Below are 25,284 nucleotides of genomic sequence, written 5' to 3'. Positions count from 1 at the left end.
GTTCTGGTGTTGGTTCTGGTGTTGGTTCTGGTGTTGGTTCTGGTTCGGGGGTTGGTTCTTTCTTGATATCCACATCTTCAAGATTTCCAAATACAGTTTCAAGGAAAATGTTCTTATCAAAAGGTTTCAGATCAGGGTATTCTTGTCCAACTCCAACAAACATTACTGGAGTAGATGTAACTTTAACAATAGATAATGCAGCACCACCTCTTGCATCAGCATCACTTTTAGTCAAAATAGAACCATCAAATTGCGTATGGGAATGAAATTCACGAGCTTGATTAACAGTGTCATTTCCTGCTAAAGAGTCACCAACAAAAATTTTCAAATCAGGGTTTACAACTTTGGTGATCTTTTCAATTTGTTGCATCAAGTTTTCACTTGTTTGCATTCTTCCTGCAGTATCAATCAGAACGACATCTGTTTTGTGAGATTTTGCATACAATACAGCATCACGTGCAACAGCTGCAGGATCAGAATTGTAATTTTGTGCGACAAGTTTTAGATTAAGTCGGTTAGTATGTTCTCGTAGTTGTTCAATTGCACCAGCTCTAAAAGTATCAGCAGCTGCAACAACAACAGAGTATTTTTCTTGTTGTAACAGGTGTGCAACTTTAGCTAGAGAGGTTGTCTTTCCAGTGCCATTAATTCCAAGGAATAAAATAAGAAATGGTTGACCTTGTTCTTTTTTCTCATTAATTTTTCCAAAAAGATCAACGTCTCCCGCATTATCAAAATGTGCAGATATGCTTGAAATCAAACTATCCTTAACAAATTTTTCAATCTCTTTTTTTTCAACTTTAGAACCAATTAATTTTTCTTTTAAATCATCTTTGATTGAATCAATTACTTCAGTAGCAACATCAGATTCTAAGAGTGAAATTTCTAATTCAAAAAGGATATCTTCAATGTCTTTTTCATTGAGTTCTTTTTCACCAAAACTTTTCGCTGCATTAGAAAACGCATTACGAAGTTTATCAAACATCGCTTATCCCGATTGTGGAGGTTGACCAGATTGCTGCATGGCTTGCATCATTTGATTTACTTGTGCCTTACCTTGCTCTAATCTTTGGGCAGCATCTTGTTTTTTTGCTGCAGTATCTTGTATTGCAATTTCAATTTCTTTGATTCTTTCTTCAAGATAATTAATTGCAGAAGCAAAGTCTTTTTCAACTGCTACTCCTGCACCGATGTTTAGAATTATTTTACTATCAGATGAAATTTTTGTTGGGATGTATGTTCCAAGTCCAATAGGAACAAGAGTATCAGATTCAGGATTTTTACTAAGAGATTTTATGGATTCGATAGCAGCAGCTGCTTCTCGAAATACACTAAGAAAAGTTCCTTCTCTTTGAGATAAATCCGCAAAATATGTTTCAAGCATTTGCATTTGCTGCATCAGTTGTTCTGCTTGTTCTTGGCTCATTTACAACATGGCTTTCTCTTATGGTTATAAATTCATTCATAGAAAGTGAATCAAAAAATGAATAAAAAATAAAGGATGAACTTTATTTTGCTTTAGAGAATCTGCTCTCTACCTCATCCCAGTTAACTACATTCCACCATGCGGAGATGTAATCAGGTCTTTTGTTTTGGTAGTTGAGATAGTATGCATGTTCCCAAACATCACAGCCTAACAATGGAACTAATCCTTCAGTTCTAGGACTTGTTTGGTTTGGCATTGATTTGTACTCAACCTTTCCAGAAGAAGGATTGTATACCAACCATCCCCAACCACTGCCTTGAATTACTGCTGTAGTGGATGAAAATTTCTCTTTGAAGTCAGAAAAGCTTCCAAAAGAATCGTTGATTGCATCAGCAATTGATCCTCCAGGTTCTCCGCCTCCATTTGGTTTCATGTTATTCCAAAATAACCTGTGGTTATCATAACCACCACCGTTGAAATTAATTGCACCTCTTTTGTCTTCAGGAACTGAATTGATATCAGACAAAATATCAAGGATATCTTTGTCTTGAATTTCAGCTGGACATGTTTCAAGAGCTGCATTTAGTTTGTCAGTGTATGTTTGATGATGCTTGGTGTGATGAATCTCCATTGTTCTTGCGTCAATGTGAGGTTCTAATGCATCATAAGCATATGGCATTTCAGGAAGTGTGTATTTTCCCATGAATGCATTTGATAATTTATTCCATTTATTGGTTTACAGGTAATCATTTTTACTTGCTAAAATTGTTAGAAGATTTGTGAAATTCTTAGTGATTTTTTCTTTTATTGTTGTAATTTTGATAGGATTAGTTTTGACTCAAGCAACGAATTCCCAAAATGAAATTCACACATACTTGGAAAGAAGTGTTCCATTTGTTGGAACAGATATTCCAAGAATTCAAGGAATTGATGGAACAGGAATCAAAATAGCAATTATTGATACGGGGGTAGACTTTAACCATCCAGACTTGTTTGGTTGGGGACCAGATGGAAAAGTCATTGGAGGATATAACTTCATTCAAGAAGGACAACCGCCAATGGATAATAATGGACATGGTACCCAAGTTGCAGGAGTGATTGCTGCAGATGGACAAGCAGTAGGGGTAGCACCCAAGGCAAAAATTCTTGCCTACAAAGTATCTGAAGACGGTGAGGGAGTGTCGTCTGATTTGATAATCAAAGCAATTGAGAAAGCAATTGAAGATGATGCAGATATTATCAATATCAGTTTAGGAGTAAACAAAACTAACACAAAGATTGAGAGAGCAGTGAATCATGCACTAGAAAAAGAAATCTTTGTAGTAGCTGCAGCTGGAAACGACGGTCCAGAGTTGGGAAGCATAGGAAGTCCTGGAAGAAACTTTGGTTCAGTTACAGTTGGTGCAACTTACAATAACCTTACATCAAGTCTAGTTGCAACACTAGAAGTCAATGACAAACCATACACAGTAATTCCAATGGCAGGAAACAAAAAGATTGAAGATGCAATCACTGGAAAATTAGTTTTTGGTGGATACGGAAAAGTGGATGAACTAAAAGATCTTGATGTCAAAGACTCCATACTAATTGTTGAGAGAGGAAGTGACGTTGAAGGGGAGTTGTTGTATTTTTCAATAAAGGAAACTAATGCTGCAGATGCAGGAGCAAAGGCAATGATTGTTTACAATAACATTCAAGGAATTTTTCTTGGAGAACTAGTTCATGAATTTGTTGAACCAGACTATTCACCACGAATTCCAGTAGTGTCAATTGACAGAGAAGAAGGATTAGAGATTATTGAATCAATTAATGGGGATGAAGCTACACTGAATCTGTTTTTTAACCCAGATTATCTTGCACATTTTAGCTCAAGAGGCCCTGTATCACCATTTTACATTAAACCAGAAATCGTAGCACCAGGTGCATACATCAACACTACACAAAGTAATGGAGGATACAACTTTACTAGTGGAACCAGTTATGCTGCTCCTCACGTGAGTGGTGCTGCAGCGCTGTTATTACAGAAAAATCCTGAATTACATCACCATGAGATAAAATCACTACTATTAACTACAGTTGAACCTGTATCTAATGCCTATGGAGACGAGTTCTCAATACAGGAATCAGGTGCAGGAAGACTAAACATAGCAAAGGCATTTGATGCAAAACTGATCATAGAGCCTCCAAACTTTGTGGCATTGGCATCATCAGATAATAGAATTGTGGAAAAACAATTCCAACTAAAATCACTAGACGGTACATGGGGAGGATTTGATGTAACATTTGATGGACCAGAATTCATAAAATTTGGAGGAGAATTAATTGAAGAAAATATTTTGAATGTAAGAATAAGTGTACTAGAAGATAACTTTGGAGAACACGAGGGAAAGATGAGAATAAATCATGAAGGAATACAATATGTTGTTCCGTTTATTTTGCAGTACACACCTGGTTCAATCTCAATAGTTCAACAAAATGATAAACTGCTCTTTGATGTTTATCATCCAGAAGAATGGAGTTTTGCAAAAATTTCAGTTACAAACAGTAAAGATGGGAGAACTGATACAACAACTGCAACACCAGACAAGATTGCATCAATTAATGTTTATGAAAATGCAGAGTATTGGATTGATGCAAAAATTAGAGTGAATGGAAATACATCAAGTGCATACAGTACCATTGACATTAGAACACTTGAAGAAAGAGAAAGACTTGACATAGACATTCCAGAAAGACAGATGGCAATAATTGCAGGTGCAGTTATTATTATTGGAATAATAGGTATTGTTCTAAAAAGAAGATAAATTATTGTGGAGGTTGTGGACCAGCATCAATAATTTCTTGTGCAACTCCATCAAATTTCTTAAAGTTTTCAACGAACATTTGAGCTAGTTTCTTTGCAGACAAATCATATTCGTCTTTATCAATCCAAGTATTTCTTGGATCCAAAATCTCAGAGGGTACGCCTTCAACTTCAGTTGGAACATCTAGATTAAACAAATCATTGTGAGTATATTTTACAATGTTAAGGCCACCAGAAAGTGCAGCTGTAACCATTGCACGACTATACTTTATCTTGACTCTGCTTCCAACACCATATGGACCACCAGACCAACCTGTATTGATGAGGTAGACTACGGTATTGTGTTGGTAAATTTTCTCTCCAAGTAATTTAGCGTAAACAGAGGCAGGTCTAGGCATGAATGGTGCTCCAAAACACTGGGAAAATACAGATTTTGGTTCCTTAATTCCTCTTTCAGTTCCTGCAAGTTTACTGGTATATCCAGACATAAAGTGATACATTGCAGCTTCTTTGGTGAGTCTTGATACAGGAGGTAAAACACCTAATGCATCTGCTGTCAAAAATATAATCACTTTAGGGTGTCCACCAATACTTGGAATTACAGCACCTGGAATGAAATCCAAAGGATATCCAACACGAGTATTTTCAGTTAAAGTGTTATCATCATAATCAGGAACATTATCCTTTAGAACCACATTTTCTAAAAGTGCACCAGGCTTGATTGCATTCCAAATTTCTGGTTCTGCTTCTTTACTAAGATTGATGCATTTTGCATAACATCCTCCTTCAAAGTTAAAGGTTCCATTGTCAGACCAACCATGTTCATCATCGCCAATTAGTTTTCTATTAGGATCTGCTGAAAGAGTAGTCTTTCCAGTACCAGATAAACCAAAGAACAATGCAGTGTCACCTTTTTCACCAATGTTTGCAGAACAGTGCATTGGAAAAATTCCTTTTTCAGGTAAAAGGAAATTCATAACGCCAAACATTGACTTTTTCATTTCACCGGCATACTCTGTTCCACCAATCAAGACAATTTTTCTTGTCAAGTCAATGAGAATGAATACATCAGTTCTTGTTCCATCAATCTTGGGGTCTGCTTTAAAGTCATTAATGCAAAGAATTGTAAACTGTGGTTCATGTTTTTCTAACTCTTCATTTGTAGGACGGATAAACAAGTTACTTGAGAACATGTTTTGCCAAACATGATCATTAATCACTCTAATTGGCAAACGTGTTTCAGGATCTGCACCTACAAATCCATCAAAGACAAAAAGTTCCTTGTTATCAACAAAGTTCTTCATTTTTTCTAAGAGTTTTTCAAATTTACCACTTGGAAATTGATGATTAATTTTACCCCAATCAATTGTTTCATGTGTTTTATCATCATATACGATAAATCGGTCATCAGGCGAACGGCCTGTATATTTGCCAGTATTTACTGAAAGAGAGCCTGTAGAGTTAACTACTCCTTCTTTTCTCTCAACTGCAAGATGTACCATCTCATCGGTACTAAGATTTCTGTGTACTTTGGATGGATTTATTCCAAAGTCCTTGAGTTGGGCTGAAAATTTGTCGGTTGTAACAGTACCTACTACTTGTGTCAGAGTGTTACGCCTCCAAAAATTATATCATTAATCCCAGGCTGGTTCATGAGATATTTCGATCCGCCTTCCATTTCCTTATTATCTCTTGTCATCTGAAATTATTTTCATCGTCTAGGAACGTATTTATTCCAAAATTCAAGAGTCAATTTGATGCCGATCAATAAAGACAAGCTTGCAAAGAGACAGGAGATTAAAGGAAACAATCCTGATTTTGAAAGACCAGAGAGCTGGCGTTATGTTAGACTTCAAACTGGTTGGAGAAAACCAAAAGGTATTGATCATCATCAAAGAAAACAATGGAGCAGAGGTCGTCCAGGTCTAGTTAAAGTAGGATTTGGTGGACCAAAAGATGCAAGAGGACTACACCCTTCAGGATTTACAGATAACTTAGTTTACAATTTAGACGACTTGACAAAGCTTGACCCAAAGAAAGACGGAGTCAGATTAGGTCACAGTGTCGGTACTAGAAAAAGAAAAGAGATTGTTACAAAAGCAGTCGAACAAAAATTCAAAATTTTCAATGCGAGAGTGAGTGCAAGTGGTAGTAAATCTTAAAGCTAAGAAAAGACTAGCAGCCAGAGTCACTGGTGTCGGTATTCACAGAATAAAATTTGATTCAGACCATCTTACTGATGTAGCTGATGCAATTACAAGAGAAAACATTCGCAGCCTGATTACAGCCAATACAATTAGAATTGATTCATTTACTGGAACTTCTAGAGGAAGGGCACAAACCAAAAAAGACCAAAGAAACAAGAGAGGTACCAAACAAGGTTCCAAACAAGGACGTAAAGGTGCACGTATTGGTAAGAAAGAAGTCTATGTTGCAAAGGTCCGCGCATTGAGAAGACTACTAAAAATCGCAAAAGACAGAAAGGATTTGACTAATCCAGAATTTTGGGCACTCTACAAAAAAGTAGGCGGTAACACAGTCAGAAACAAGGCTCACTTGAGACAATTAATGGAAGAGATTGTCGCAAAAAGAAAGAACTAGAATCTGTAAACAGTTTTTTCCCAATCTAAGATTTTACCATTTTTGATTTTGATGCCTTCATCATTTAGCATCTTTGTTTTGATATGTTCACCATATGCATATCCACCAACTTTTCCATCAGACATTACAACTCTGTGACACGGAATGATTACAGGATAGGGGTTCTTGTTCATTATTCTTCCAACTGCCCTTTGTCCGTTCTTTAGACCAACTGCCTTTGCAAGTTCACCATAAGTTGTGATTTGGCCCTTTGGAACTTCTAGTAATTTTTTGTAAATCTTTTCCTCAAGATTCAAAGTTTGATTACCTCAAGTTCTGTAGATTCAAGAAGGTCAAGAACTTTTTGCTTGTTTGGTCCTAGGCCATTCCAATCTAGCAGTGCAAACTTTGCCATGCTGTTTTGTTTGAGAATGTGAGAGAACAATTCTTCATCAAGATTATCAAGTGCATGTTTTGGAATTACTGTTCCAAGTGCATACTTGCCATCAAGTAATTGTTCTGTAAACTTTGTAGGATAATGAGTTCCACCAAAACATAGTGCAACCGGGTTTTCTGGAATATCATTAGATATTACCTCATGAACTAGTTTTGCAACCTTATGACATAGATTCTCATCAGTCCACTGTTTTTCAGTAGTTCCAATCTCTATGAAAATAGAAGGTTTTTTGAGATCAGTTGGTCCGTGATGGGTTGCCTCTATCGTAATATCAAATTCTGCAAAATCAGATTGATGATCACGTAAAGTTTGGAGATATTTTTTTTGCAAGTCAGGATGTGGGATTGCTACTTGCCTGTCTTTTCCACCAAACTTTGCCTCTGAGAAATTCCCAGTACTATGACAAGTAAGTGCAAGGACTCCAGATTCAGCTGCATGTTTTGATAGAAATACAAATCCATCATAATCGTATTTTTCTTCTAACCAATCTGCAGAAATTGCTGGAGTTGGAATAATCACCAGATCATAGAATTTTCCATGAAACACATCGCCGTCTTGAGTCATGTCTTTGCAAAGAAATTTTGCCATATTGTGACCAGCAGGATCATCGGCGTATGCAACTAGTAGTTCCATGAAATAAGAGATATAAAGAGACCCTATTAATTTCCACCAATGAACCCGAAGCAGACTTTGAAGAACATGGCAAATACCATGAAAATGGCCAAAAAGCCAGACAAAGATGAGTATAAACAGCATCTTAGGTTAGTATTGCTAGGTATTGGTGGAGTAGGTTCCATTGGATTTATCATTCAATTCGTCTTTTCGGTGATCACATTTGGTAGGTAAAATTGTCTGAAGAAGTAAAGTCACATTTGTTTGCAATTAGAACCACTGGCGGACAAGAAAAAGTGGTAATGAGATTATTAGAAGCAAAAGCTAACGCTAATCAAATTAACATTCAATCAGTATTTTGGGTAAGTGATCTTAAAGGATATGTTGTCATTGAAGCAGTTAATCCAAGTGATGCATACATGGCAGTAGAAGGTGTAAGACATATTCGTGGTCAATTAAGAGGAGAATTAGAATTCAAAGATATCGAAGGATATTTGGTGAAGAAATCAACAGTTTCAACACTTGCAGTAGACAATGTGGTAGAAATTACTGGAGGTCCATTCAAGGGAATGAAAGCAACAATTACCAGAATTGATCCAGAAAAAGAAGAAGCTACAGTTGTTTTGCTTGATGCATCATACCAATTACCAGTTACAGTCGACGCAAACTATCTAAAACTATCAACTGAGGGTTAGGAAGGATTAAATTTTCATTTAAAGGCGATAAAATATGGGAGAACAAAAAATATCATCACTTGTAACAGGAGGAGCAGCATCTGCAGGTCCACCTTTGGGTCCAGCACTAGGTCCTCTTGGCGTCAATATCATGGAAGTCATCAATGCAATCAACGATAAAACAAAAGACTTTGAAGGAATGAAAGTTCCAGTTACCGTTATTGTTGATAGTGACACCAAAAAATATGAAATTGAAATCGGTATCCCATCAGCAGCTGCACTAATCATGAAAGAAGCAGGAATCCAAAAAGGATCTGGTGCTTCTGGAACGGAATGGGCAGGAGATGTTACAATGGATTCAATTGTTAAAGTTGCAAATACTAAACTAGAAAAATCTTATGCATCATCAATAAAGTCAGTTGCAAAAACAATCATTGGTACATGTGTTGCTCTAGGAGTTAAAGTAGAAGGAAAGACTCCAAAAGAGATTACTGCTGAAATCAATGAAGGTAAATGGGATGAGAAATTCCAGTAACTAGACTCGAGTTTTATCTACATCATCTAAAATTTTCTGCATACAATCATGACAAATTACATCATGTTCGGATAATTTTCTAATCACATCATGATCTTGAACTTTAGAGTCATAAGTTGCAGAGATTACTATTTTGTTGCTCCAGACCTCAAAGTCTTCTTTTTTCTTGGAGCAAACAAAGCAATTCATAATATGATCACAGATTTTGTGTATAAAATCTAAACATCTTTTCCTGTAACTATCCATTCAAGTGCTCTGAGAACACCTTGATAGTACTTCATTGCGTCCATTGACTCAGTATTTACTAATCTTTGTTCAATTTCTTTTCTATATTCTGCAACTTCATTTTCTGTTTTCATAAAATTTGTAAAAAATCAACCTATATTGAATTTAGGATTTTAGGTAAAGAGATTATTGCATGAGGTTTTACTAGAAACCACTGAATTCAGTTTATTTCTTTTTTTCAACCATAAACTCCAAGTTAGAGTTTTGTTGATTTTTCAATCCTTTGAATCTATTTCTAATAGTTACTTCTGTGACTCCTGCAGCTTCTGCAAGATTACGCTGAGTTATTGAATCACCATTTTTGATACAAGACACATACAATGCAGTTGCCGCAAGACCCATTGGATCTTTTCCAGCTGATTCCTTGTTATCTTGCGCCTCTTGGAGCACTTTGACGGCATATCTTTTGGTTTTTTCTGAAAGTTCTAACTTGCTTGAAATTCGTGAGATGCATTGGATGGAATTTACAACAGGCATTTTTAACTCCAATTCATGATGGAGTAGCCTATAGCATCTAGCAATATCTTTTCGTTTCACATTAGCAGCATCAGCTATGTCATTTAATGTTCTTGGTGTTTCAGTATCTCTACATGCAGCATAAAGTGATGCTGCAATCATTGCAGAGATAGAACGTCCACGAACTAATTTTTTCTCCAAAGCTTTTCTATACAGATATGCTGCCTTTTCAAGAACATTTGAAGAAAGTGCAATCTTGTCTTTCATCCTAGATAATTCGTTGAGGGCTTGTCGCAGATTCCTATCTACGGGTTCACGGGATTGACTTCGATTATCCCAAGTTCGCAGTCTTTCAATAGTACTTTTCATAGAAGATGAAAGTGGCTTGCCAGTTGCATCTCGGTTTATTGGATTAATTACAGTAGACAATCCCATATCATGCATCAAAAGTGAAGAAGGAGCTCCAGTTCTTGCAGGATTTGCACCACTCTCTGTTTGAAATGATCTCCATTCTGGACCAGCTTCATTTGATTTTTCAGAAACAACATATCCACATTTACTGCAAAATTGCTCTCCTGTAACATCATCAGTTAACATTGAATTTTTGCCACAGCGTAAACAGTTAGAATCTTTAGCTAAAGTTACCATGAAAGCTGCTTTATGCTGCCACCTTCTTTATTGAAATTTTAGTTGGAATGTCAGGATTTTGAGATTCAGAACCAATGTCAATATCTCCCAGTACAGTATTTTCAGATAGGTCACCATCAAGGGTTAACGCATCACGAAATTTTTTGTACATTGTTGCATCCATCTTAGTTTTGAAAAATAGAAATTCTAATTCTAATCTCTTTAATCGATTCATTTCTGCTAATTCTTCTTCAATTCTTTTTGTCATAATTCTATTCCATGTTCATTGCACTTAAGGGATGATGTTTTGTTAGATTCTGTCTAATTTTTACACGAGTATTGTAAGTCATTTCTTTAAACACTCACATCCGCAGTCAAACATTCCAGCTTTTCCCATACATTGATCATGATGTTCGTTATAGCACTTATTACAAATCACCATGATTTTTTCCTTTATTGTGGGTTTTTTCATGTGCTAATACTTTATCAAAAGTATCAGGAAATCCTTCCCAAGAAAACTTGCAATACCCGCAATTGTATTTCAATTACTTTCCTCTCTTTGAGATAGGAATTTCAATAGTTGAAACATCTCTATTTCTCCCATCTTGAGATTCAAGTGATTCAGAACTAATATTTACACATCCGACTTCAAATGCATCTGTTTTCTTTAAGATAACTTGAGTGACGTCTACTGCAAGTCCAATGCTGTTGCCTCTGGCTTTGATAGTAATAGAATCCAATGTAGCTAATTGAATTATTGCAGAAGTGACATACGACATTAACGGTTTTTTACCGATAAAAATTGTATCAGTTGTATTATCTAACATACAAAGTGGGGATTTATGCCACATTTAAACTGGGAATATAACATCTAGTCGTGAAATCCAATTAATTAAAAGAAAAGAGGTTGTGAGAACTATCTAAAAATAATCAAGTTTAAAATTAATCAAACAAAACTAATCTAAATTTTCTACTTTCTGTGTTTTGGTAAACATTCTTTACAATATACAGGTCTGTCGGGTTTTGGTTCAAAAGGAACTTCGGAATCTTTCCCACAATCAGCACATGTACATTTGTACATTTTTCTGTCTTCTGACATGATTATCAGGGATTTAGTCCCTATAATAACAGGCGTTTTGGACAAAAAGACAGATATTTAGAAAAATTCAAAATTATTTTTGAATTACCAACGTTAATAGCACTAGTAATTTATGAAATGCATTGGGAAAACGTCAAGTAAAAAATGAAAGTGCTCTAAAAGAAATCAAACTTCCTGAAACAGATGAAGAGATGTTTGGCAGAGTTATCAAAATGATGGGAGGAGAAAATCTTATGGTAAAATGTCAAGATAAAGTTGTAAGAATAGGAAGGATTAGAGGTAAATTAAAGAGAAGAGTCTGGATTAGAGATAATGATGTAGTGATTATTGCACCTTGGGAGTTTGGAAAAGTGAAAAAAGGAGACATACTTTGGAGATACACATTACCACAAGTTGAATGGTTAAAACAAAATAAACACATTCCGTTAGATTTTTAGAATTAAATTCAAATTATTGAGAAAAAGTTGATTACTGCAACCAAGATGCCATATTTGGAAAATAAAACCATGATTCCCTAAATACTAGTCTGATGGACAATAGTATGAACTGCAATAAGAGAAGTGAAGCACATGTTTGGAGATTTTCTAAACACAATAAAATCCGAAGATGCCTAAAATGCAAAACCAGAATTCCAATTACTGAAAAGGAATACCATCAAAAATGGGGAATGCATGAAAACGCAACAAAGTAGATTCTAATTTATAAAGAAATAACAATTGTCCAAAAGAATCAGGATTACTTTTTTCCCATATCAGATGAATGGGTTTTTGATAAAGCCATTTGCTAAAAGGACTACAATTCCTACTGCAGTTCCAGTTCCACCCAGAATTCCTATCAAAAATGCAGCATCGCGTTTGTCCATAAAATTGTTCAAGAATTTGCAACTTATGAATTTAGAGTTTAGGGAGTTGGCCTGTTTTATCTAGATTGGATTTGCACACTTTACAATAGAGTCTAACCTCAGTTGAGGGGAACTCAGCATCACAGTTTTTACAAGTGTAAAGTTTGGTTTCTCCCATGAGTCCATAACACATGTTACAGACTTAAGCATTGATAATTTCGTATTTAATGTGGTTTTTCAGACTTTTCTTGTGCAGTATCAATGCCGTATTGTTCTTTTCTCTTCTTGTTTGATAGTTCACAATAGAAAATTTGTTTTTCTTCAGACATGCTGATTTCTAGTTTGTTTGATTATTAATAGATGGTGTATGAATTATGCCAATTCATTAAGATAAACTGGATCTTTGTCTGTCTTTTGCAATTCAACAAAGGTCTCTGTGTTTTGAATTCCTTCAATTTTACCAATCTTTTCAATTACTACAGAATGAAGGGATTCCAAGTTCTTTGAATACACTTGAATCATAATATCAAATCTGCCAGTAACTTCAGAAATTGAGACCACCTCAGGTGTTTCCATAAATTTTTTGTGAATTGCATCCTTGAATTTTGGATCTCTGTTAATTCCAACGTTTGCCTTTACACCAATTCCAAGCAGAGAATCATCAATTTCAACTGTGAATTTTTTTATCAGTTTCTTTTTGACTAGCCTCTTGATTCGACTGTAAAGCACAGATGCGTTAATTCCAAGTTTTTTTGAAAGTATAGGAACTGAGATAGAGCCATCCTTTGTTAATTCAAAGAGCAATTTCATATCAAGTTCATCAAATCTATGCAAGGTATTTGAAAAACCTCGTTGTGATTTAATATATGTAGGTTTTGAGACAAATTTGATGTGGATTTTCAATTATTTTTGGTAAAAAATGAAATTTTTTAAAATAATCTACACCAAGCAAAATCCAGCCTCTAAACGATTTTAAGTAGGCTTTCTCGAAATTGTTCGTAATGATTACAGAGTCTGAGTTAGTAGACATGGTAAAAAAGGCAAAGGCTGCAACTAAAGCAAAAAAGTTCAAGCAGTCAATCGAGTTGATTGCCAATTTCAAAGATATTGATGTCAAGAAAGGATTTGCACTCAACGAAGTCGTTCAGCTCCCAAAGACCAGTTCTCCTGCAACAGTATGTGTTATTGCAACAGGAGACATGGGAACAAAAGCAAAAGCAGCAAAAGCAGACTCTGTTATTGGAAATGAAGAACTAGACAAATTTGGAGCAAACAAAAGAGAGTCTAGAAAATTCATCAACAAATATGATTTCTTTTTAGCAGACACACAAATCATGCCAACAGTTGGTAAAACTTTGGGTCAGTTATTAGGTCCTAGAGGAAAAATGCCAACACCAGTTCCATTTAATGCACCTATTGACGCATTTTTGTCAAGATTTAGATCATCAATTAAAGTTAGAACAAGAGCATCACTTTCGGTATCATGTAAGATTGGAGATGAGTCAATGGAAGATGCAGACTTGGCAATCAATGCACATGCAGTACTAAGTGCAATTGAAAAGAAACTACCAAACGGTGAGAAGAACATGAAAAGAGTCATGATCAAAACCACAATGGGAAAACCAATCAAACAACTACAAGAGGTTAAGAAGAAATTTGCATGAGAATAGAATCAGTTATCCTAAAAGAAAAACTCAGATGTATCAGCAATTACAAGAGCTTCCAAAAAAATACAAAGTAATGGCAGTTATCAAAATGAACAAGGTACGTTCTACTCAGATACTACCCTTAAGAAAAACTCTCAAAGAAGACGTAGAGTTTTTCAGCATTAAAGATAAAGTTGCACAAAAAGCATTAGAGAATTCAGACATTCCAGGAATGAAAGAGATGATTGCAGATTTCAAAGGACAGATAATGCTCATGTTTACAAACATGTCCCCATTCAAGCTTAACGTACTCTTGGCAAAAAACAAAATCATGATGATGGCAAGAGGAGGAGATATTGCAAGTATTGATGTTGTAGTTCCAGCAAAGAACACAGGGATTGCACCAGGACCAATGCTCACAGAATTCAAAGAGGCAGGAATCCCAACCAAGATTGACCAAGGTACAATCTGGATTGCAAAAGACTCTACACCAGTAGCCAAAGGTGAAGCAATTAATGAGAAACTTGCAGCAATTTTAGGTAAATTAGATATCAAACCAGTTGAAGCTGGAATTACATTATTCACAGCACTTGAGGACGGACTCAAGTATGCTGAAGAAGAGATGATTATTGATGTTGAGAAGGTAAGAGACCAATTTGCACAAGCACACCAAGAAGCAATCTCATTATCTATCGAGGCAGCATATGTCACACCAGACAACATCGAACAAATCTTGGCAAAAGCAGCACAATCAGCACGTTCTGTATCTGTTGAATCAGGTTACATGACTGATGAAACCAAAGAACAAATCTTGCAGAAGGCAGACGCTCAAGCAAGAGCAGTTGCAGGCCAAGCAAAAGATTACACACCAGCATAACTTTACAATTTTTGTTATTGTTAGAAATTTTATTTTATCAAGTGCTAACTCTCAAGAAAAGTAGAATCATTTATGAACATAAGAGAATTTTTTGAAATTAGTGACTACTAAAATGCTACAAAGATCACAAGTAAGACTTCCTACAATTGTTTTTCTTGTAGCATTAACTGGAACAACTCTTGCAATGTGGGGTGCAAGCTGGGACATTACAGCTCATCTACTTAGGGCTCCTGAGACATTCTTTACCCCATCACATGGAATTTTGTACCTAGGTGTTGGGATTAGTGTAATTAGTGCAATTATTAGTTTGGCTGCATACCTTAGAAAAAAAGAACTAAGAGTAGAATCATTTGCAACAGGACTCAAACTCATAGTAATTGGAGCGCTAATTCAGATTGCTGCAGGGCCTGGAGATTTTTATTGGCATGAATTATTTGGACTGGACGGACTGCTTAGTCCAACTCACATTACTCTTGCACTAGGAATTCTAACTACATTGGTGGGTTCTGTTATAGGATTTTCAAGGATTAGTTTTCACTTACAAGAAAATAGTGTTTTCTTTAGAGGAATTCTACCAATAACTTATGGAATATTTTGGTTTAGCATAATGTGGTTAATCTTTTTCTTTGTATTACCAATTTCAGAAGGAGAGTCTCATAATTTCAACCCAGAACCTAATGTTGCAATTGTATTGAGTTTTGTTTTAATTCCATTTGCATATTCACTAGTGTTTTGGACATCATCAAAGACACAAAATAGATTTGGGGCAACCAGTGGGGCAGCACTTGTATTCATTATGATGAACATTACATCAAACATCTTTACATCTGAGGGCATCATGTTTTATCTTCCATTGTTTGCAGCCCCAATGATTAGTGCAATTGCTGCAGATTTTATCTTTAATAAAAAATGGAAGTCACAAATCATGCAAAAGAATTCAGGAAAAATTGCAGGTGCAGTACTTGGATCGATGTTTTTTGCATTTAGTTTTCCAATGCTTTCAATGACATTTTTAGAGATATATTTGCACAACGACATATTTCCATATGATGTATTACCAACATCATCTGATGTTGTTTTTAATCATTGGATAATGAGTATTCCAGGAGGAATTATTTCAGGTATGGTAGGAATGATCCTTGCACCTAAAATACTAAGATTCTCTTCAAATTAGTATGAAGAAAAAAGAGATAGATGAGATTCTAGGTCACATTAATCAAAAATTTGAAGACGATGTTCCTGGAATTGTAAAGATTCTTGTACGAAAAAAGATTGGTAAACTTCAATCATTTGATGCAAAATCTCTACCAGATTCACTACGAACTTGTACAGTTGAAGAACTAATTGATATTGTAAAGAAAGGACTAGATTCAGGTAAACTTAAGATATGATTAGGCATGAACTTGGTTTTTGATAGATAACTGTTACTACACATTACATATCTGCCTTTAAATGCAGAAATTCATGCCAAAAACTAATGCAAAAGACACTTCCGATACTTGGACTGTTTGCCATTTTGTTTGTAGGAATGCTCAGTCCTGCAATGGCACAATACGACGAGTGGGATGAAAAATACAAACAACTGCACGAAGAATTTGAAGAAAAGAGACATGCAATTGAGAGACAATTCCAAGAAGAGTTCCAAGAACTAGACAGGTATTATGAACAGCAAAAGATGGAAATCTATGAGAAAATAGAGAACAATCCAGATCTTAGTGATTCAGAAATTAATGCAATGTTTGATGGATTATTCTCAGAGTTTGATGAGAAGAGACAATCCCTTGAATCAGACATGATGAGACAATTCCAAGAACTTGAGGAAATGTTTGAAGAAGAATTCCGTCATCTTGATGACAAATACAGAGACGAACACGTCAATGCTGATGGAACATACAGAGACACAACTGAGTATGAAGACGATGGTGAATTTTATGAAAATGATCCTGAATGGCAATCAATAGAGCCAATGGCAAAGAGAATCATGGAGATGATTCCTCCAGAAAAAATCCAAAGACTTTGGGAAGCTGGAGAGATTGAGCAACTAGTAGAGTTGATTGTTTCTGAAACTGATTTGTCATATGAGCAAGCTAAACGAGTTGTTGTATTCTTTGAAAAATATGACAACAGAGACGATGCAAGCTATGATAACTCTGAATACTATCAAGAGCATGATTACAACAAGTATGATTATCCAGAACATGACTATCCTGAGCATGATTATGTAGAACCATATCCAGAGCCATATCCTGTACCAACAGTAGATAGTGAGCAAGTCCTCAGATTAGAACAAAGAATATCAGAACTTGAAGTAGAAAACCAAATGCTTCGAGAAACAATTGGAGAACTTGAAGAGAAGATTACTCAAATTAATGCAGTTCTAATGGAGCAAGTCAAATTCATCTACGAATGGGTTTCAACCCAGTAATTTCTTTTTTATTTTATTTTTAGAAATTAGCACTAGATCAAAATTAATTGGTTCTTTAAATATGATTTTTCAACAGTTTCTTCATGAACACAAAAAACAGTTGTGAAACTAATCAAAAAGTAAATGAACCTACAGTTGAAGTGTGTTTGAACAGTTACACGGTAAAGAGAATTTGCAAGAATTGTGGTAACAAATTTGAATATCGTGCAAGTGATTACTGTTCTTCTGAATGTGCTTTTGAAGATGTAGAGCAGATAATTACTAATGGCAACTAAGATAATTTCAAGATTCACGAACCTTTGGTAAATTCCAGTTGTATTTCATTGCCAATAAACGAATTCCAGTGGTAATACCTATTCCAATAATGGATGAAATTTGAACATCAACACCAGAAGACAGTATTGCATAAAATGCTACTATTCCAATTACACTTGCGACAGCATAGACTTCTTTTACAAAGACAATTGGGATCTCTCTTACAAACACATCTCGTAGTATTCCACCGCCAATTGCAGTGATTACTCCAGCTAAAAGCATTGGAAGAAATTCTAGTCCAATTACTTGGTGTGCAATTGATGCACCAAGAATAGAAAAAACACCTAATCCAACTGCATCAAAGACTAACCAAGTACCCATTCGTTTTTTGAGTTTAGTATACACAAAGAACATTGCAATTCCAACTGCAACAGTTAATCCAATATAGATTGGATCAGAAAATGCATTAGGAAATCTACCAAATGTCACATCACGTGTAATTCCGCCTGCAACTCCAACAACAGTAGCCAAAACAATAATTCCAAAAATATCAGCATTATGTGCAATTGCTTTTGATGCTCCTGTAACTGCAAATGCAATTGTTCCCAAGTAGTCTAAAACGGTGATAAACGATCCAAGTTCAAAAGAAAAATCTACCATTCAATGCAAACAGCGTAGCATTGCTAATTAAGAATTGATAAAAATGGAGATCAAAAATAGATTTGATAAAAGTAAACTCGTTTAGCCAAATAATGAAGATAATCCTTCCATGGCTGCTTCTTCGGTTTTACCATCATCTTTAGGTTTTTCCTCGGCCTTTGCTTCACCACCGGCTGGTGCATCTGCTGCTGGTGCGGCTGCTGCTGCAACGGCTACAGGTGCGGCTTTTACTGCCTCATCGATATTGACATCGGCTAAGGCTGCGACTAGTGCTTTAACTTGGGCTTCATTAACTTCAGCGCCAGATGCTTTAACAACTGAGCTGACATTTGCCTCGTTAACTTCTTTTTCTAGCTTGTGAAGAAGTAAAGCAGCGTAAACATATTCCATTGTATCGAGATTTTCATGGCCGATAATATAAAACTACTGTGAACTTGTGCCCAGAATTAGTTGAGAATTTTGAGACTTCGACATACAGAATAAAGTGTTCGTTTCAGGTTCTTGTCAATTAGAGTATCCATTCTATTTTTGAGGACACGTTTTGCCTCATCACGTTCAGCCCCAGGTGGCAAAGACAATACTGTGTTGATAAATTCTGGCAAGGATTCACGAATCCATCCATCTAACATTGCATAGACCTTGGGTGGAATGAGATCACACTTGTCTTGGTCAAGATCCAACACAGTTGCAAAATTTTCATGTTCTACTCTATACACTAGAGCTAACACCACATTGTCAGGTGTCGGATTTGTTAGAATCTCTGATGAACGTTCTCCAGTCTTTCCTTGTTCTACTTTATTTTTCAAACCAACTGGATTTACAATGACACCGCTAATTCCTACCTTTCTTCCCTCAACTCCAGTAACTGTTGCAAAGATAAAGTCCTTGTAATTACCATTCTCTTTTACAGAAAATACATGAGCCCCTTCTTTGAGTTGAGGTTTCTTACCAAACATGGTTTTCCTGAGCATGATAGTGTATTTAATGTATTATTAATCATTCAAGGTAAAAAATGAAAGTCATAGTCATAGTTTGCACCCTAGTTATTTTTGGAATGATTCCCCTAGTATTTGGACAAAGTTATCCAGAATACGGAGTCAAAGTAGATGTAATTGCTGAGAATCTCTCAATTCCATGGAGTATTGATTTTGCATCAGATGGCAGGATATTTTTTACTGAAAGAACTGGGACATTGAATGTAATTGAAGACGGACAGATAACTCAAATCATGTCACTTGGAGTTGGAGGTGGTGAAGGAGGAATGCTAGGAATTGCATTGGATCCTAACTTTGAAGAGAACCATTACATCTATGTGTATTATACTTACAATGAATTATTTGGAATCAAAAACAGACTAGTACAGTACTTTGAATCAGATAACGTACTAACTGAAGAAAATGTTTTGATTGAAGGAATACCTGGTGCGCCATACCACGATGGTGGAAGAATAAAGTTTGGACCAGACGGTATGCTTTATGTTACAACAGGAGATGCGACAAATCCAGATTTATCAAAAGACTTGAATTCAGTTGCAGGAAAGATTTTACGAATAAATCCAGATGGAAGTATTCCTGAGGATAATCCATTTGGAACAACAATTTACTCCATTGGACATCGCAATCCACAAGGAATTGCATGGGATGAGTCAGGTAATTTGGTTGCAACAGAGCATGGACCTTCGGGATGGATAGGTGTTGCACATGATGAAATTAACTTGATAGTACCAGGTGCAAACTATGGATGGCCTGATGTGTATGGAGACCAAACAAAAGAAGGATTAACAAATCCTATTTTGCATTCAGGTGATGATACCTGGGCCCCATCTGGTTCTACATTTTACTATGGAGAAATTCCTCAATGGAATGGAAAATACTTTGTAGCAGCACTTAAAGGAGAACATTTGCATGTAATTGATTTTGATTCAGAGTATAACGTGATCTCTCATGAAGAATTATTCTCTGGAGAATTTGGAAGACTACGAGATGCAGCAAATGGACCGGACGGCATGTATATTTTGACTAGCAATCAAGATGGAAGAGGCAATCCATTACTTGGAGATGACAAGATTCTCCGAATTTCATTTTTGTATGATATGAGTAGTGCACCTTTATGGGTTTCAAACATCATGCAATGGCACTTAGAAGAATTGATTTCAGATGAGGAACTAGTTGATGCATTAGGATATCTTGGTGCAAAAAAAGTAATTTCTGAAAACTAGAATCCACCAAATTCAGACCATTGTCTTCCTAGTTTGTTGAGTATGTCCCATGCAAGTCGGTCTATATTGATTCCAGGATTTGCAATGACTAGAATTACATAAACCCCCATTGGAAAACTCATCATCACTGCATTTTCTCTTCTTGAAGATGAATATTTTACTCGACCAAGATCTGCATCAAAACCTTGTCTGTTTGTAACTCTATGAGCTAATTCTTGATACAATTGTCTTCTTTGAGAATCATCTAACATCGGAATTGAGTTACTATCAAATCCACCTACAAGTAACTCACCAGAACCATCAATTAATCCACAAAATCTAATCTCAGGTACAGAAAGAATGTCATCTATTCTCTTTTTAATATCTGCAATTGGGAACTGTTCTGCCATATCAAATGATTACATGTTTGCGTATATAATGAATCTCCAAATATTAATCAGGGCTTTAGGAAAACCTTAAGGGTGTCAGGTTTTTTTGCATGCTCTATTGCATCTGAGAAATTCTCCAATGGAAAAGTAGAATCTATCATAGAATCAACTGATACAATTCCAGTTACAAGTGCATCAATTGCAGGTTTGAACAGACCACAACGAGAACCAACTAAAGTTATTTCATTTACTACAGTTGGAGTCAAATCAAGATTTTCTCTTGATGCAATTGTCGATTTTAATATTACAGTTCCACGAGGTTTTACCAGTTTCATCGTATCTACAAATCCTGAATTGCTTCCAGTAGCTTCTACCACTAAGTCAAAAGATTGTTCATCTACAGTATCGATTCCAATTTTAGTTGGAATCTCAAACCTTTCTAAATGTGTAAGTTTGCTTTGATGTCTTCCAAAGCAAGTGATATCACGACAATAATACCTTAGAACTTGGCATATCATTTGAGCCAATCTACCATCACCAACAACTGCAACTCTCCAATCGTTTTTCAAAGAAATTTGTTCTTTGATTTCAAATGCAGCTGCCAATGGCTCTACAAATACTGCCTGCTCATCAGTTATGGAATCAGGAATTACATGCAAGTTTTGCTCAGGTAGTGACAAGAATTCAGCAAATGCACCATCTCTTTTCAAAATACCAAGGACTGTTCTATTTGGGCAATGTCTCTGCATTCCTTTTTTACAAGAATCACAGTTGTTACATCCAGCATTAATCTCACCTACAACCCGTTTTCCTATTAAATCAGAATTCTCTGATTTTTCCACTACTCCAACAAATTCATGACCTAATACTCCATTATACGCCATGTATCCATCTAAAATCTCAAGATCAGTTCCACAAATTCCAGCAAGACTTACTCTAACTAAGGCTTCTCCAGGTTTTGGGTCAGGATAATTTTCATCATATTTCATTTGATGCCCATCAAAGTAAGTTGCTTTCATAAGATGGATGTCTTATCATTCCATTTTAAAGTAATTCGAGTTTTTCAAGTAGATTTGCGATAGCGCATCTAAATCAAACATCGAAATCATACTAAACTGCTCATCAATTACAGGAAACATCATATCAAATGGGTTTGTAGTGTGTCCCAATCCAATTGCATGTCCTAGCTCATGTCTTGCAACCATCTCAAGTTCATTTTGTTCCATGGAATCTATATCATACAAAATTACAAAGACATGCTCTATGGAATCATTGTTGGTTTTGTATTTTGTGAATCCACTAGTGTTGTCAGGACCAGAATTTTGTGTCAGAAATATCATGACATCAGACTCTACTTTTTCATCTACTATGTGTAGTTGGGGGATCTCTGTGTTTGTTTTCTCTGAGATAAATGAAATGGCATTGTTCCATCCGAAGAATCCTCCATCATGTTGTGTTGGAGAATCAATTACTGATTTTATGACATCAATTTTGGAATCATCCACATCAAAGTCTGATTCTATTACTACATTGATAGAATCAACATTCCATGACATCAGATAATTCCATTCAGAGCCATAAGATACAGATATCGGAAACAAAATCAACACTGAAAGTATTCCCAAAAATACAATATTCAATAAAAAAATACGGTAAATTTTGATTAAAACGAGGAATATGTAATTGGAGTTACATACAGCAAATCCAGCCTCAAAATTACACCAATATCGCTAATTCTTAATATCGGCAAATGGCAGGTGTGAACATTGGACAAAAAAGAGATTCTAAAAGAATTTTCAGCAGATCCTGACAAATACTATAATGTCAAACTATTCCAAGAACAAGGATTTGTCAGAAAGTCATGTACCAAATGTGGCAGATTCTTTTGGACTCTAAATGCAGACAGAGACTTGTGTCCTGATGATGGGTTAGATACCTATTCTTTCATTGGAGAACCACCCACATCAAAGCGATTTGATTACACACAATCATGGAAACAAGTCGAGGAATTTTTTGTAAAAAATAATCATACTTCAGTTAGCAGATATCCTGTTGTTTGCAGATGGCGAGATGACTTGTATTTTACAATTGCATCAATTGTTGACTTTCAAAGAGTAATGGGAAGTAAGGTAGTCTTTGAGTTTCCTGCAAATCCACTAGTAGTTCCACAGACTTGTTTAAGATTCAAGGATTTGGAAAATGTTGGTGTAACGGGAAGACACTTTTCATCATTTTGTATGATAGGACAACACAGTGTTCCTGATAACAACGGATACTGGAAAGATGAATGTGTTGATTTGGATTATAGATTGCTAACTGATCAGTTTGGAATTAAAAAAGACGAAGTAGTATTTGTTGAAGATGTTTGGGCAGGTGGTGGTTCATTTGGTCCATCTTTAGAATATTTTGTTCGTGGATTAGAGCTTGGAAACGCAGTATTTACTGAGTTTCAAGGTGAATTGGGAAAACATACAACGCTTGACCAACGAGTAATTGACATGGGTGCAGGTCTTGAAAGATTTGCATGGATTACTATGGGAACTCCAACTGCTTATGATTGCTGCTTTGGACCAATCAATGAAAAATTATTTAATACAATTGGAATTGATTCAGATTCAGAAATTCTGCGCAAATACTTTACAGAAATTGCTAAAGAGATTGATCATTATGACGATCTCAATCAAGTAAGACGTCTTGCAGTAAAAAATGCAGGAATTACAGATGAACAGTTACAAAAAATGATAACACCATTAGAAGGAATGTATCTAATTGCAGACCATCTTAGAACTTTGATATTTGCAATTACTGATGGCGCTTTGCCATCAAACGTTGGGGGAGGTTACAACTTGAGAATGATGTTACGAAGAATCAATGCAACCATTTCAAAATTGAATTTGAAATTAAACATTGATGAGTTGATTGATTTGCATGTTGATTATCTAAAGGATACATATCCAGAACTAGATGAAAAGAGAGACGATGTAAAATCAATACTCAAACTAGAATCTGCAAGATACGAAGAATCCAAAGTTCACATGAAGAAAAAAGCAGATAAAATTAAAGAAAAAGGAACGCCATCAGTTGATGAACTAATTACATATTATGAATCAGATGGAATTACACCTGAATATCTCAAAGAAGTTGATGCAATTTCAGAGATTCCATCATCATTTTATTCCAAGTTATCGGATTTACATCAATCAGATAAGAAAAAGGCTATAGCAGAACTCCCACTAGAAGGACTACCTGAAACTGAAACCCTGTTTTATCAAGATGACCCAATGTCCTTTGATGCCAAGGTACTCAAAGTAATTGATGACATGGTTGTGCTTGATAGAACCTCATTTTACGCACGAGGTGGAGGTCAAGAGCCAGACCATGGAACTATTGCAGGGTATAATGTAGTTGATGTGGACAAACATGCAAACATTATAGTTCACAGGTTAGAAGGTGGAATTCCAAAAGAAGGTGAAACCGTTTCATGTAAAGTTGATGAGACAAGACGCTCCAACATTACCAAAAATCATACTAGCACTCACATCCTTAATGCATCATCACGTAAAGTTTTAGGTTCATGGATTTGGCAGCATTCAGCTTTCAAAGAAGATGATCATGCAAGGTTGGACATTACACACCATTCTTCACTCTCTAATGAGGAAGTAAAGAAGATTGAAGAAACAGCTAACGAGATGGTAAAGAAAAATCTTAATGTAAACATCGATTACTATGACAGAGGAACTGCAGAGCAAACATATGGATTTAGAATTTATCAAGGAGGTGTAGTTCCAGTAAAAGCAGTTAGAATTGTATCCATTGAAGATCAAGATGTAGAAGCATGTGGTGGAACACATGTAAAGAAAACAGGAGATATTGAATTAATCAAAATCACAAAGACTAAACGCATTCAAGATGGTGTAGTCAGGTTAGAATTTGTATCAGGACCTAACGCATTTGAATATAAGAAACAACAAGAAGCTGAAAGTAAAAGAAAAGCTGAAGAAGCAGTTGCAAAAGAACAACTAGAAAAACAACGTGAAGAAAACAAAGCTAAAGCTAGAGAAAAGATTCCCATTCTATTAGAAAAGATACTAGCTGGAGAAAATGTGGAATCTGATGGAATTTACACGAAAGGAAAATTATGCTTTACATCAAGTAGTGATTATGATGATTTCTTCCACCAGAATTTTGGCAAGAAACTAGTTGCACAAGATAGTACTGCCGCATTTTGTGGAATATTTGAAGCAGGTCCCACAATTCGAGTCATGATTTTCTCAGGAGAAGAATCAGGCATAAACGCAGGTGAAATTGCCAAAGAAATAGCCTCGATTTTAGGTGGGTCGGGTGGAGGAGACACTAAATTTGCTCAAGGTGGAGGAAAAGACACATCTAAAAAAGACGAGGCAATAGCCAAAGCAAAATCAATGATTTTAGGATGATATA

The 25,284-nt window shown here is 35.7% G+C and carries 35 protein-coding genes; 16 read left to right on the top strand and 19 right to left on the bottom strand.

What is annotated here, in order from left to right; all coding sequences use genetic code 11:
* From ftsY to ACX12B_RS08420, 3 genes are all read right to left on the bottom strand, one after another.
* Window positions 1-985, bottom strand: a 985-nt coding sequence (ftsY, locus tag ACX12B_RS08430) for a signal recognition particle-docking protein FtsY (RefSeq protein ID WP_459353569.1), incomplete at its 3' end; no start/stop codon positions are given.
* Window positions 986-988: 3 nt separating this feature from the next.
* On the bottom strand, window positions 989-1,426 hold the full coding sequence (gene pfdA / locus ACX12B_RS08425; protein ID WP_459353568.1) for a prefoldin subunit alpha: 438 nt from the start codon (window positions 1,424-1,426) through the stop codon (window positions 989-991).
* Window positions 1,427-1,508: 82 nt separating this feature from the next.
* Entirely contained in the window at window positions 1,509-2,129 is a 621-nt protein-coding gene (locus ACX12B_RS08420; RefSeq protein WP_459353567.1) for a superoxide dismutase, read from the bottom strand.
* 130 nt (window positions 2,130-2,259) lie between these two features.
* Between ACX12B_RS08420 and ACX12B_RS08415 the strand changes: the two genes are divergently transcribed.
* Entirely contained in the window at window positions 2,260-4,230 is a 1,971-nt protein-coding gene (locus tag ACX12B_RS08415; protein ID WP_459353566.1) for a S8 family serine peptidase, read from the top strand.
* Between the two features lies 1 nt (window position 4,231).
* Here the strand turns inward: ACX12B_RS08415 and pckA are convergent, their stop codons facing one another.
* Window positions 4,232-5,836 carry a phosphoenolpyruvate carboxykinase (ATP) gene (gene pckA, locus ACX12B_RS08410; protein ID WP_459353570.1) on the bottom strand — a complete coding sequence of 535 codons (1,605 nt, stop codon included), beginning with the start codon at window positions 5,834-5,836 and terminating at the stop codon, window positions 4,232-4,234.
* Between the two features lie 150 nt (window positions 5,837-5,986).
* On the opposite strand from pckA, the gene ACX12B_RS08405 reads away from it, so the two are divergent.
* Complete coding sequence (locus ACX12B_RS08405; RefSeq protein ID WP_459353565.1) at window positions 5,987-6,391, top strand: 50S ribosomal protein L32e; 405 nt, start codon at window positions 5,987-5,989, stop codon at window positions 6,389-6,391.
* The gene (locus tag ACX12B_RS08400) at window positions 6,375-6,830 is read left to right on the top strand and encodes a 50S ribosomal protein L19e (RefSeq protein WP_459353564.1); all 456 of its coding nucleotides are present in this window, start codon (window positions 6,375-6,377) and stop codon (window positions 6,828-6,830) included. The genes ACX12B_RS08405 and ACX12B_RS08400 overlap by 17 nt, the downstream gene beginning before the upstream one ends.
* On the opposite strand, the gene ACX12B_RS08395 is transcribed toward ACX12B_RS08400, so the two are convergent.
* Window positions 6,827-7,126, bottom strand: coding sequence for a methylated-DNA--[protein]-cysteine S-methyltransferase (locus ACX12B_RS08395; RefSeq protein WP_459353563.1), 300 nt, complete (start codon window positions 7,124-7,126; stop codon window positions 6,827-6,829). The genes ACX12B_RS08400 and ACX12B_RS08395 overlap by 4 nt on opposite strands.
* Complete coding sequence (locus tag ACX12B_RS08390; protein WP_459353562.1) at window positions 7,123-7,899, bottom strand: D-aminoacyl-tRNA deacylase; 777 nt, start codon at window positions 7,897-7,899, stop codon at window positions 7,123-7,125. Before ACX12B_RS08390 ends, ACX12B_RS08395 begins: the two co-directional genes overlap by 4 nt.
* Window positions 7,900-7,938: 39 nt before the next feature.
* Here ACX12B_RS08390 and ACX12B_RS08385 point away from each other — a divergent pair, with 39 nt between their 5' ends.
* Genes ACX12B_RS08385 through ACX12B_RS08375 form a run of 3 tightly spaced genes read left to right on the top strand, consistent with a single transcriptional unit; the run spans window position 7,939 to window position 9,087 of the window.
* Window positions 7,939-8,112: a protein translocase SEC61 complex subunit gamma gene (locus ACX12B_RS08385; RefSeq protein WP_459353561.1), complete on the top strand. Its 174-nt coding sequence runs from the start codon at window positions 7,939-7,941 to the stop codon at window positions 8,110-8,112.
* A 2-nt stretch (window positions 8,113-8,114) separates the two neighbouring features.
* Window positions 8,115-8,573: a transcription elongation factor Spt5 gene (locus tag ACX12B_RS08380; protein WP_459353560.1), complete on the top strand. Its 459-nt coding sequence runs from the start codon at window positions 8,115-8,117 to the stop codon at window positions 8,571-8,573.
* A 34-nt stretch (window positions 8,574-8,607) separates the two neighbouring features.
* Window positions 8,608-9,087: a 50S ribosomal protein L11 gene (locus tag ACX12B_RS08375; RefSeq protein WP_148703900.1), complete on the top strand. Its 480-nt coding sequence runs from the start codon at window positions 8,608-8,610 to the stop codon at window positions 9,085-9,087.
* Here the strand turns inward: ACX12B_RS08375 and ACX12B_RS08370 are convergent, their stop codons facing one another.
* The 6 genes from ACX12B_RS08370 to ACX12B_RS08345 form a co-directional block, all read right to left on the bottom strand.
* A complete protein-coding gene (locus ACX12B_RS08370) occupies window positions 9,088-9,276 on the bottom strand; it encodes a hypothetical protein (RefSeq protein WP_048069212.1) in 189 nt (62 codons plus the stop codon).
* Window positions 9,277-9,305: 29 nt separating this feature from the next.
* A complete protein-coding gene (locus ACX12B_RS08365; RefSeq protein ID WP_459353559.1) occupies window positions 9,306-9,446 on the bottom strand; it encodes a hypothetical protein in 141 nt (46 codons plus the stop codon).
* Window positions 9,447-9,537: 91 nt separating this feature from the next.
* Entirely contained in the window at window positions 9,538-10,476 is a 939-nt protein-coding gene (locus ACX12B_RS08360) for a transcription initiation factor IIB (protein WP_459353558.1), read from the bottom strand.
* Window positions 10,477-10,486: 10 nt separating this feature from the next.
* Window positions 10,487-10,723, bottom strand: a complete 237-nt coding sequence (locus ACX12B_RS08355; protein WP_459353557.1) for a hypothetical protein — start codon at window positions 10,721-10,723, stop codon at window positions 10,487-10,489.
* Window positions 10,724-11,000: 277 nt separating this feature from the next.
* Window positions 11,001-11,282 carry a DNA-binding protein gene (locus tag ACX12B_RS08350; protein WP_459353556.1) on the bottom strand — a complete coding sequence of 94 codons (282 nt, stop codon included), beginning with the start codon at window positions 11,280-11,282 and terminating at the stop codon, window positions 11,001-11,003.
* Window positions 11,283-11,425: 143 nt separating this feature from the next.
* Window positions 11,426-11,554 (bottom strand): CxxC-x17-CxxC domain-containing protein, encoded by a 129-nt coding sequence (locus ACX12B_RS08345; protein WP_026090086.1) that lies wholly within the window; start codon window positions 11,552-11,554, stop codon window positions 11,426-11,428.
* A 122-nt stretch (window positions 11,555-11,676) separates the two neighbouring features.
* Here ACX12B_RS08345 and ACX12B_RS08340 point away from each other — a divergent pair, with 122 nt between their 5' ends.
* Both ACX12B_RS08340 and ACX12B_RS08335 read left to right on the top strand, forming a co-directional pair.
* On the top strand, window positions 11,677-11,991 hold the full coding sequence (locus ACX12B_RS08340) for a translation initiation factor eIF-1A (protein ID WP_459353555.1): 315 nt from the start codon (window positions 11,677-11,679) through the stop codon (window positions 11,989-11,991).
* A 104-nt stretch (window positions 11,992-12,095) separates the two neighbouring features.
* The gene (locus ACX12B_RS08335) at window positions 12,096-12,245 is read left to right on the top strand and encodes a hypothetical protein (RefSeq protein ID WP_459353554.1); all 150 of its coding nucleotides are present in this window, start codon (window positions 12,096-12,098) and stop codon (window positions 12,243-12,245) included.
* 522 nt (window positions 12,246-12,767) lie between these two features.
* Here the strand turns inward: ACX12B_RS08335 and ACX12B_RS08330 are convergent.
* Window positions 12,768-13,205 (bottom strand): Lrp/AsnC family transcriptional regulator, encoded by a 438-nt coding sequence (locus tag ACX12B_RS08330; protein WP_185736681.1) that lies wholly within the window; start codon window positions 13,203-13,205, stop codon window positions 12,768-12,770.
* A 191-nt stretch (window positions 13,206-13,396) separates the two neighbouring features.
* On the opposite strand from ACX12B_RS08330, the gene ACX12B_RS08325 reads away from it, so the two are divergent.
* The 6 genes from ACX12B_RS08325 (at window position 13,397) to ACX12B_RS08300 (ending at window position 17,618) form a co-directional block, all read left to right on the top strand.
* On the top strand, window positions 13,397-14,059 hold the full coding sequence (locus ACX12B_RS08325; protein ID WP_459353553.1) for a 50S ribosomal protein L1: 663 nt from the start codon (window positions 13,397-13,399) through the stop codon (window positions 14,057-14,059).
* Window positions 14,052-14,918: a 50S ribosomal protein L10 gene (locus ACX12B_RS08320; protein ID WP_459353552.1), complete on the top strand. Its 867-nt coding sequence runs from the start codon at window positions 14,052-14,054 to the stop codon at window positions 14,916-14,918. Before ACX12B_RS08325 ends, ACX12B_RS08320 begins: the two co-directional genes overlap by 8 nt.
* Before the next feature lie 112 nt (window positions 14,919-15,030).
* Window positions 15,031-16,092, top strand: a complete 1,062-nt coding sequence (locus ACX12B_RS08315; protein ID WP_459353551.1) for a hypothetical protein — start codon at window positions 15,031-15,033, stop codon at window positions 16,090-16,092.
* A gap of 1 nt (window position 16,093) precedes the next feature.
* Window positions 16,094-16,309, top strand: a complete 216-nt coding sequence (locus ACX12B_RS08310; RefSeq protein ID WP_459353550.1) for a hypothetical protein — start codon at window positions 16,094-16,096, stop codon at window positions 16,307-16,309.
* An 86-nt stretch (window positions 16,310-16,395) separates the two neighbouring features.
* Window positions 16,396-17,343 carry an OmpH/Skp family outer membrane protein gene (locus tag ACX12B_RS08305; RefSeq protein ID WP_459353549.1) on the top strand — a complete coding sequence of 316 codons (948 nt, stop codon included), beginning with the start codon at window positions 16,396-16,398 and terminating at the stop codon, window positions 17,341-17,343.
* 83 nt (window positions 17,344-17,426) lie between these two features.
* Window positions 17,427-17,618 (top strand): hypothetical protein, encoded by a 192-nt coding sequence (locus ACX12B_RS08300; RefSeq protein ID WP_459353548.1) that lies wholly within the window; start codon window positions 17,427-17,429, stop codon window positions 17,616-17,618.
* A gap of 7 nt (window positions 17,619-17,625) precedes the next feature.
* On the opposite strand, the gene ACX12B_RS08295 is transcribed toward ACX12B_RS08300, so the two are convergent.
* The 3 genes from ACX12B_RS08295 to ACX12B_RS08285 all read right to left on the bottom strand — a co-directional run bounded on the left by ACX12B_RS08295 (window position 17,626) and on the right by ACX12B_RS08285 (window position 19,214).
* Entirely contained in the window at window positions 17,626-18,258 is a 633-nt protein-coding gene (locus tag ACX12B_RS08295) for a trimeric intracellular cation channel family protein (protein WP_459353547.1), read from the bottom strand.
* 81 nt (window positions 18,259-18,339) lie between these two features.
* Entirely contained in the window at window positions 18,340-18,648 is a 309-nt protein-coding gene (rpl12p, locus tag ACX12B_RS08290; RefSeq protein ID WP_459353546.1) for a 50S ribosomal protein P1, read from the bottom strand.
* A 56-nt stretch (window positions 18,649-18,704) separates the two neighbouring features.
* Window positions 18,705-19,214 carry a hypothetical protein gene (locus ACX12B_RS08285; RefSeq protein WP_459353545.1) on the bottom strand — a complete coding sequence of 170 codons (510 nt, stop codon included), beginning with the start codon at window positions 19,212-19,214 and terminating at the stop codon, window positions 18,705-18,707.
* A 56-nt stretch (window positions 19,215-19,270) separates the two neighbouring features.
* Between ACX12B_RS08285 and ACX12B_RS08280 the strand changes: the two genes are divergently transcribed.
* Window positions 19,271-20,476 carry a PQQ-dependent sugar dehydrogenase gene (locus ACX12B_RS08280; RefSeq protein WP_459353544.1) on the top strand — a complete coding sequence of 402 codons (1,206 nt, stop codon included), beginning with the start codon at window positions 19,271-19,273 and terminating at the stop codon, window positions 20,474-20,476.
* On the opposite strand, the gene ACX12B_RS08275 is transcribed toward ACX12B_RS08280, so the two are convergent.
* The 3 genes from ACX12B_RS08275 to ACX12B_RS08265 are packed head-to-tail and all read right to left on the bottom strand — an operon-like array spanning window position 20,473 to window position 22,484.
* The gene (locus ACX12B_RS08275) at window positions 20,473-20,865 is read right to left on the bottom strand and encodes a DUF6659 family protein (protein ID WP_459353543.1); all 393 of its coding nucleotides are present in this window, start codon (window positions 20,863-20,865) and stop codon (window positions 20,473-20,475) included. The genes ACX12B_RS08280 and ACX12B_RS08275 overlap by 4 nt on opposite strands.
* A gap of 47 nt (window positions 20,866-20,912) precedes the next feature.
* Window positions 20,913-21,863 carry an MDR/zinc-dependent alcohol dehydrogenase-like family protein gene (locus ACX12B_RS08270; RefSeq protein ID WP_459353542.1) on the bottom strand — a complete coding sequence of 317 codons (951 nt, stop codon included), beginning with the start codon at window positions 21,861-21,863 and terminating at the stop codon, window positions 20,913-20,915.
* A gap of 15 nt (window positions 21,864-21,878) precedes the next feature.
* A complete protein-coding gene (locus ACX12B_RS08265; RefSeq protein WP_459353541.1) occupies window positions 21,879-22,484 on the bottom strand; it encodes a matrixin family metalloprotease in 606 nt (201 codons plus the stop codon).
* A gap of 126 nt (window positions 22,485-22,610) precedes the next feature.
* Between ACX12B_RS08265 and alaS the strand changes: the two genes are divergently transcribed.
* Window positions 22,611-25,280, top strand: coding sequence for an alanine--tRNA ligase (gene alaS, locus ACX12B_RS08260; protein WP_459353540.1), 2,670 nt, complete (start codon window positions 22,611-22,613; stop codon window positions 25,278-25,280).
* Window positions 25,281-25,284: the final 4 nt, after the last annotated feature.

The organism is Nitrosopumilus sp. S6 (assembly GCF_054515815.1).
The sequence above is the reverse complement of the archived record's forward strand: the minus strand, read 5'-3'. Positions and strand labels throughout refer to the sequence as shown.

Bases quoted from the DNA above. Each gene is read 5' to 3' on its own strand.
- ACX12B_RS08310 (WP_459353550.1), top strand. From the start codon at position 16,094: ATGAAGAAAAAAGAGATAGATGAGATTCTAGGTCACATTAATCAAAAA.
- ACX12B_RS08355 (WP_459353557.1), bottom strand. From the start codon at position 10,723: ATGACAAAAAGAATTGAAGAAGAATTAGCAGAAATGAATCGATTAAAG.
- ACX12B_RS08280 (WP_459353544.1), top strand. From the start codon at position 19,271: ATGAAAGTCATAGTCATAGTTTGCACCCTAGTTATTTTTGGAATGATT.
- ACX12B_RS08385 (WP_459353561.1), top strand. From the start codon at position 7,939: ATGAACCCGAAGCAGACTTTGAAGAACATGGCAAATACCATGAAAATG.
- pfdA (WP_459353568.1), bottom strand. From the start codon at position 1,426: ATGAGCCAAGAACAAGCAGAACAACTGATGCAGCAAATGCAAATGCTT.
- ACX12B_RS08330 (WP_185736681.1), bottom strand. From the start codon at position 13,205: ATGAAATTGCTCTTTGAATTAACAAAGGATGGCTCTATCTCAGTTCCT.
- ACX12B_RS08370 (WP_048069212.1), bottom strand. From the start codon at position 9,276: ATGAATTGCTTTGTTTGCTCCAAGAAAAAAGAAGACTTTGAGGTCTGG.
- rpl12p (WP_459353546.1), bottom strand. From the start codon at position 18,648: ATGGAATATGTTTACGCTGCTTTACTTCTTCACAAGCTAGAAAAAGAA.
- ACX12B_RS08295 (WP_459353547.1), bottom strand. From the start codon at position 18,258: ATGGTAGATTTTTCTTTTGAACTTGGATCGTTTATCACCGTTTTAGAC.
- ACX12B_RS08420 (WP_459353567.1), bottom strand. From the start codon at position 2,129: ATGGGAAAATACACACTTCCTGAAATGCCATATGCTTATGATGCATTA.
- ACX12B_RS08285 (WP_459353545.1), bottom strand. From the start codon at position 19,214: ATGTTTGGTAAGAAACCTCAACTCAAAGAAGGGGCTCATGTATTTTCT.
- ACX12B_RS08365 (WP_459353559.1), bottom strand. From the start codon at position 9,446: ATGAAAACAGAAAATGAAGTTGCAGAATATAGAAAAGAAATTGAACAA.
- ACX12B_RS08405 (WP_459353565.1), top strand. From the start codon at position 5,987: ATGCCGATCAATAAAGACAAGCTTGCAAAGAGACAGGAGATTAAAGGA.
- ACX12B_RS08335 (WP_459353554.1), top strand. From the start codon at position 12,096: ATGAACTGCAATAAGAGAAGTGAAGCACATGTTTGGAGATTTTCTAAA.
- ACX12B_RS08300 (WP_459353548.1), top strand. From the start codon at position 17,427: ATGAACACAAAAAACAGTTGTGAAACTAATCAAAAAGTAAATGAACCT.
- ACX12B_RS08315 (WP_459353551.1), top strand. From the start codon at position 15,031: ATGCTACAAAGATCACAAGTAAGACTTCCTACAATTGTTTTTCTTGTA.
- ACX12B_RS08305 (WP_459353549.1), top strand. From the start codon at position 16,396: ATGCAAAAGACACTTCCGATACTTGGACTGTTTGCCATTTTGTTTGTA.
- ACX12B_RS08390 (WP_459353562.1), bottom strand. From the start codon at position 7,899: ATGGAACTACTAGTTGCATACGCCGATGATCCTGCTGGTCACAATATG.
- ACX12B_RS08270 (WP_459353542.1), bottom strand. From the start codon at position 21,863: ATGAAAGCAACTTACTTTGATGGGCATCAAATGAAATATGATGAAAAT.
- ACX12B_RS08350 (WP_459353556.1), bottom strand. From the start codon at position 11,282: ATGTTAGATAATACAACTGATACAATTTTTATCGGTAAAAAACCGTTA.
- ACX12B_RS08360 (WP_459353558.1), bottom strand. From the start codon at position 10,476: ATGGTAACTTTAGCTAAAGATTCTAACTGTTTACGCTGTGGCAAAAAT.
- ACX12B_RS08325 (WP_459353553.1), top strand. From the start codon at position 13,397: ATGATTACAGAGTCTGAGTTAGTAGACATGGTAAAAAAGGCAAAGGCT.
- ACX12B_RS08275 (WP_459353543.1), bottom strand. From the start codon at position 20,865: ATGGCAGAACAGTTCCCAATTGCAGATATTAAAAAGAGAATAGATGAC.
- ACX12B_RS08345 (WP_026090086.1), bottom strand. From the start codon at position 11,554: ATGTCAGAAGACAGAAAAATGTACAAATGTACATGTGCTGATTGTGGG.
- ACX12B_RS08375 (WP_148703900.1), top strand. From the start codon at position 8,608: ATGGGAGAACAAAAAATATCATCACTTGTAACAGGAGGAGCAGCATCT.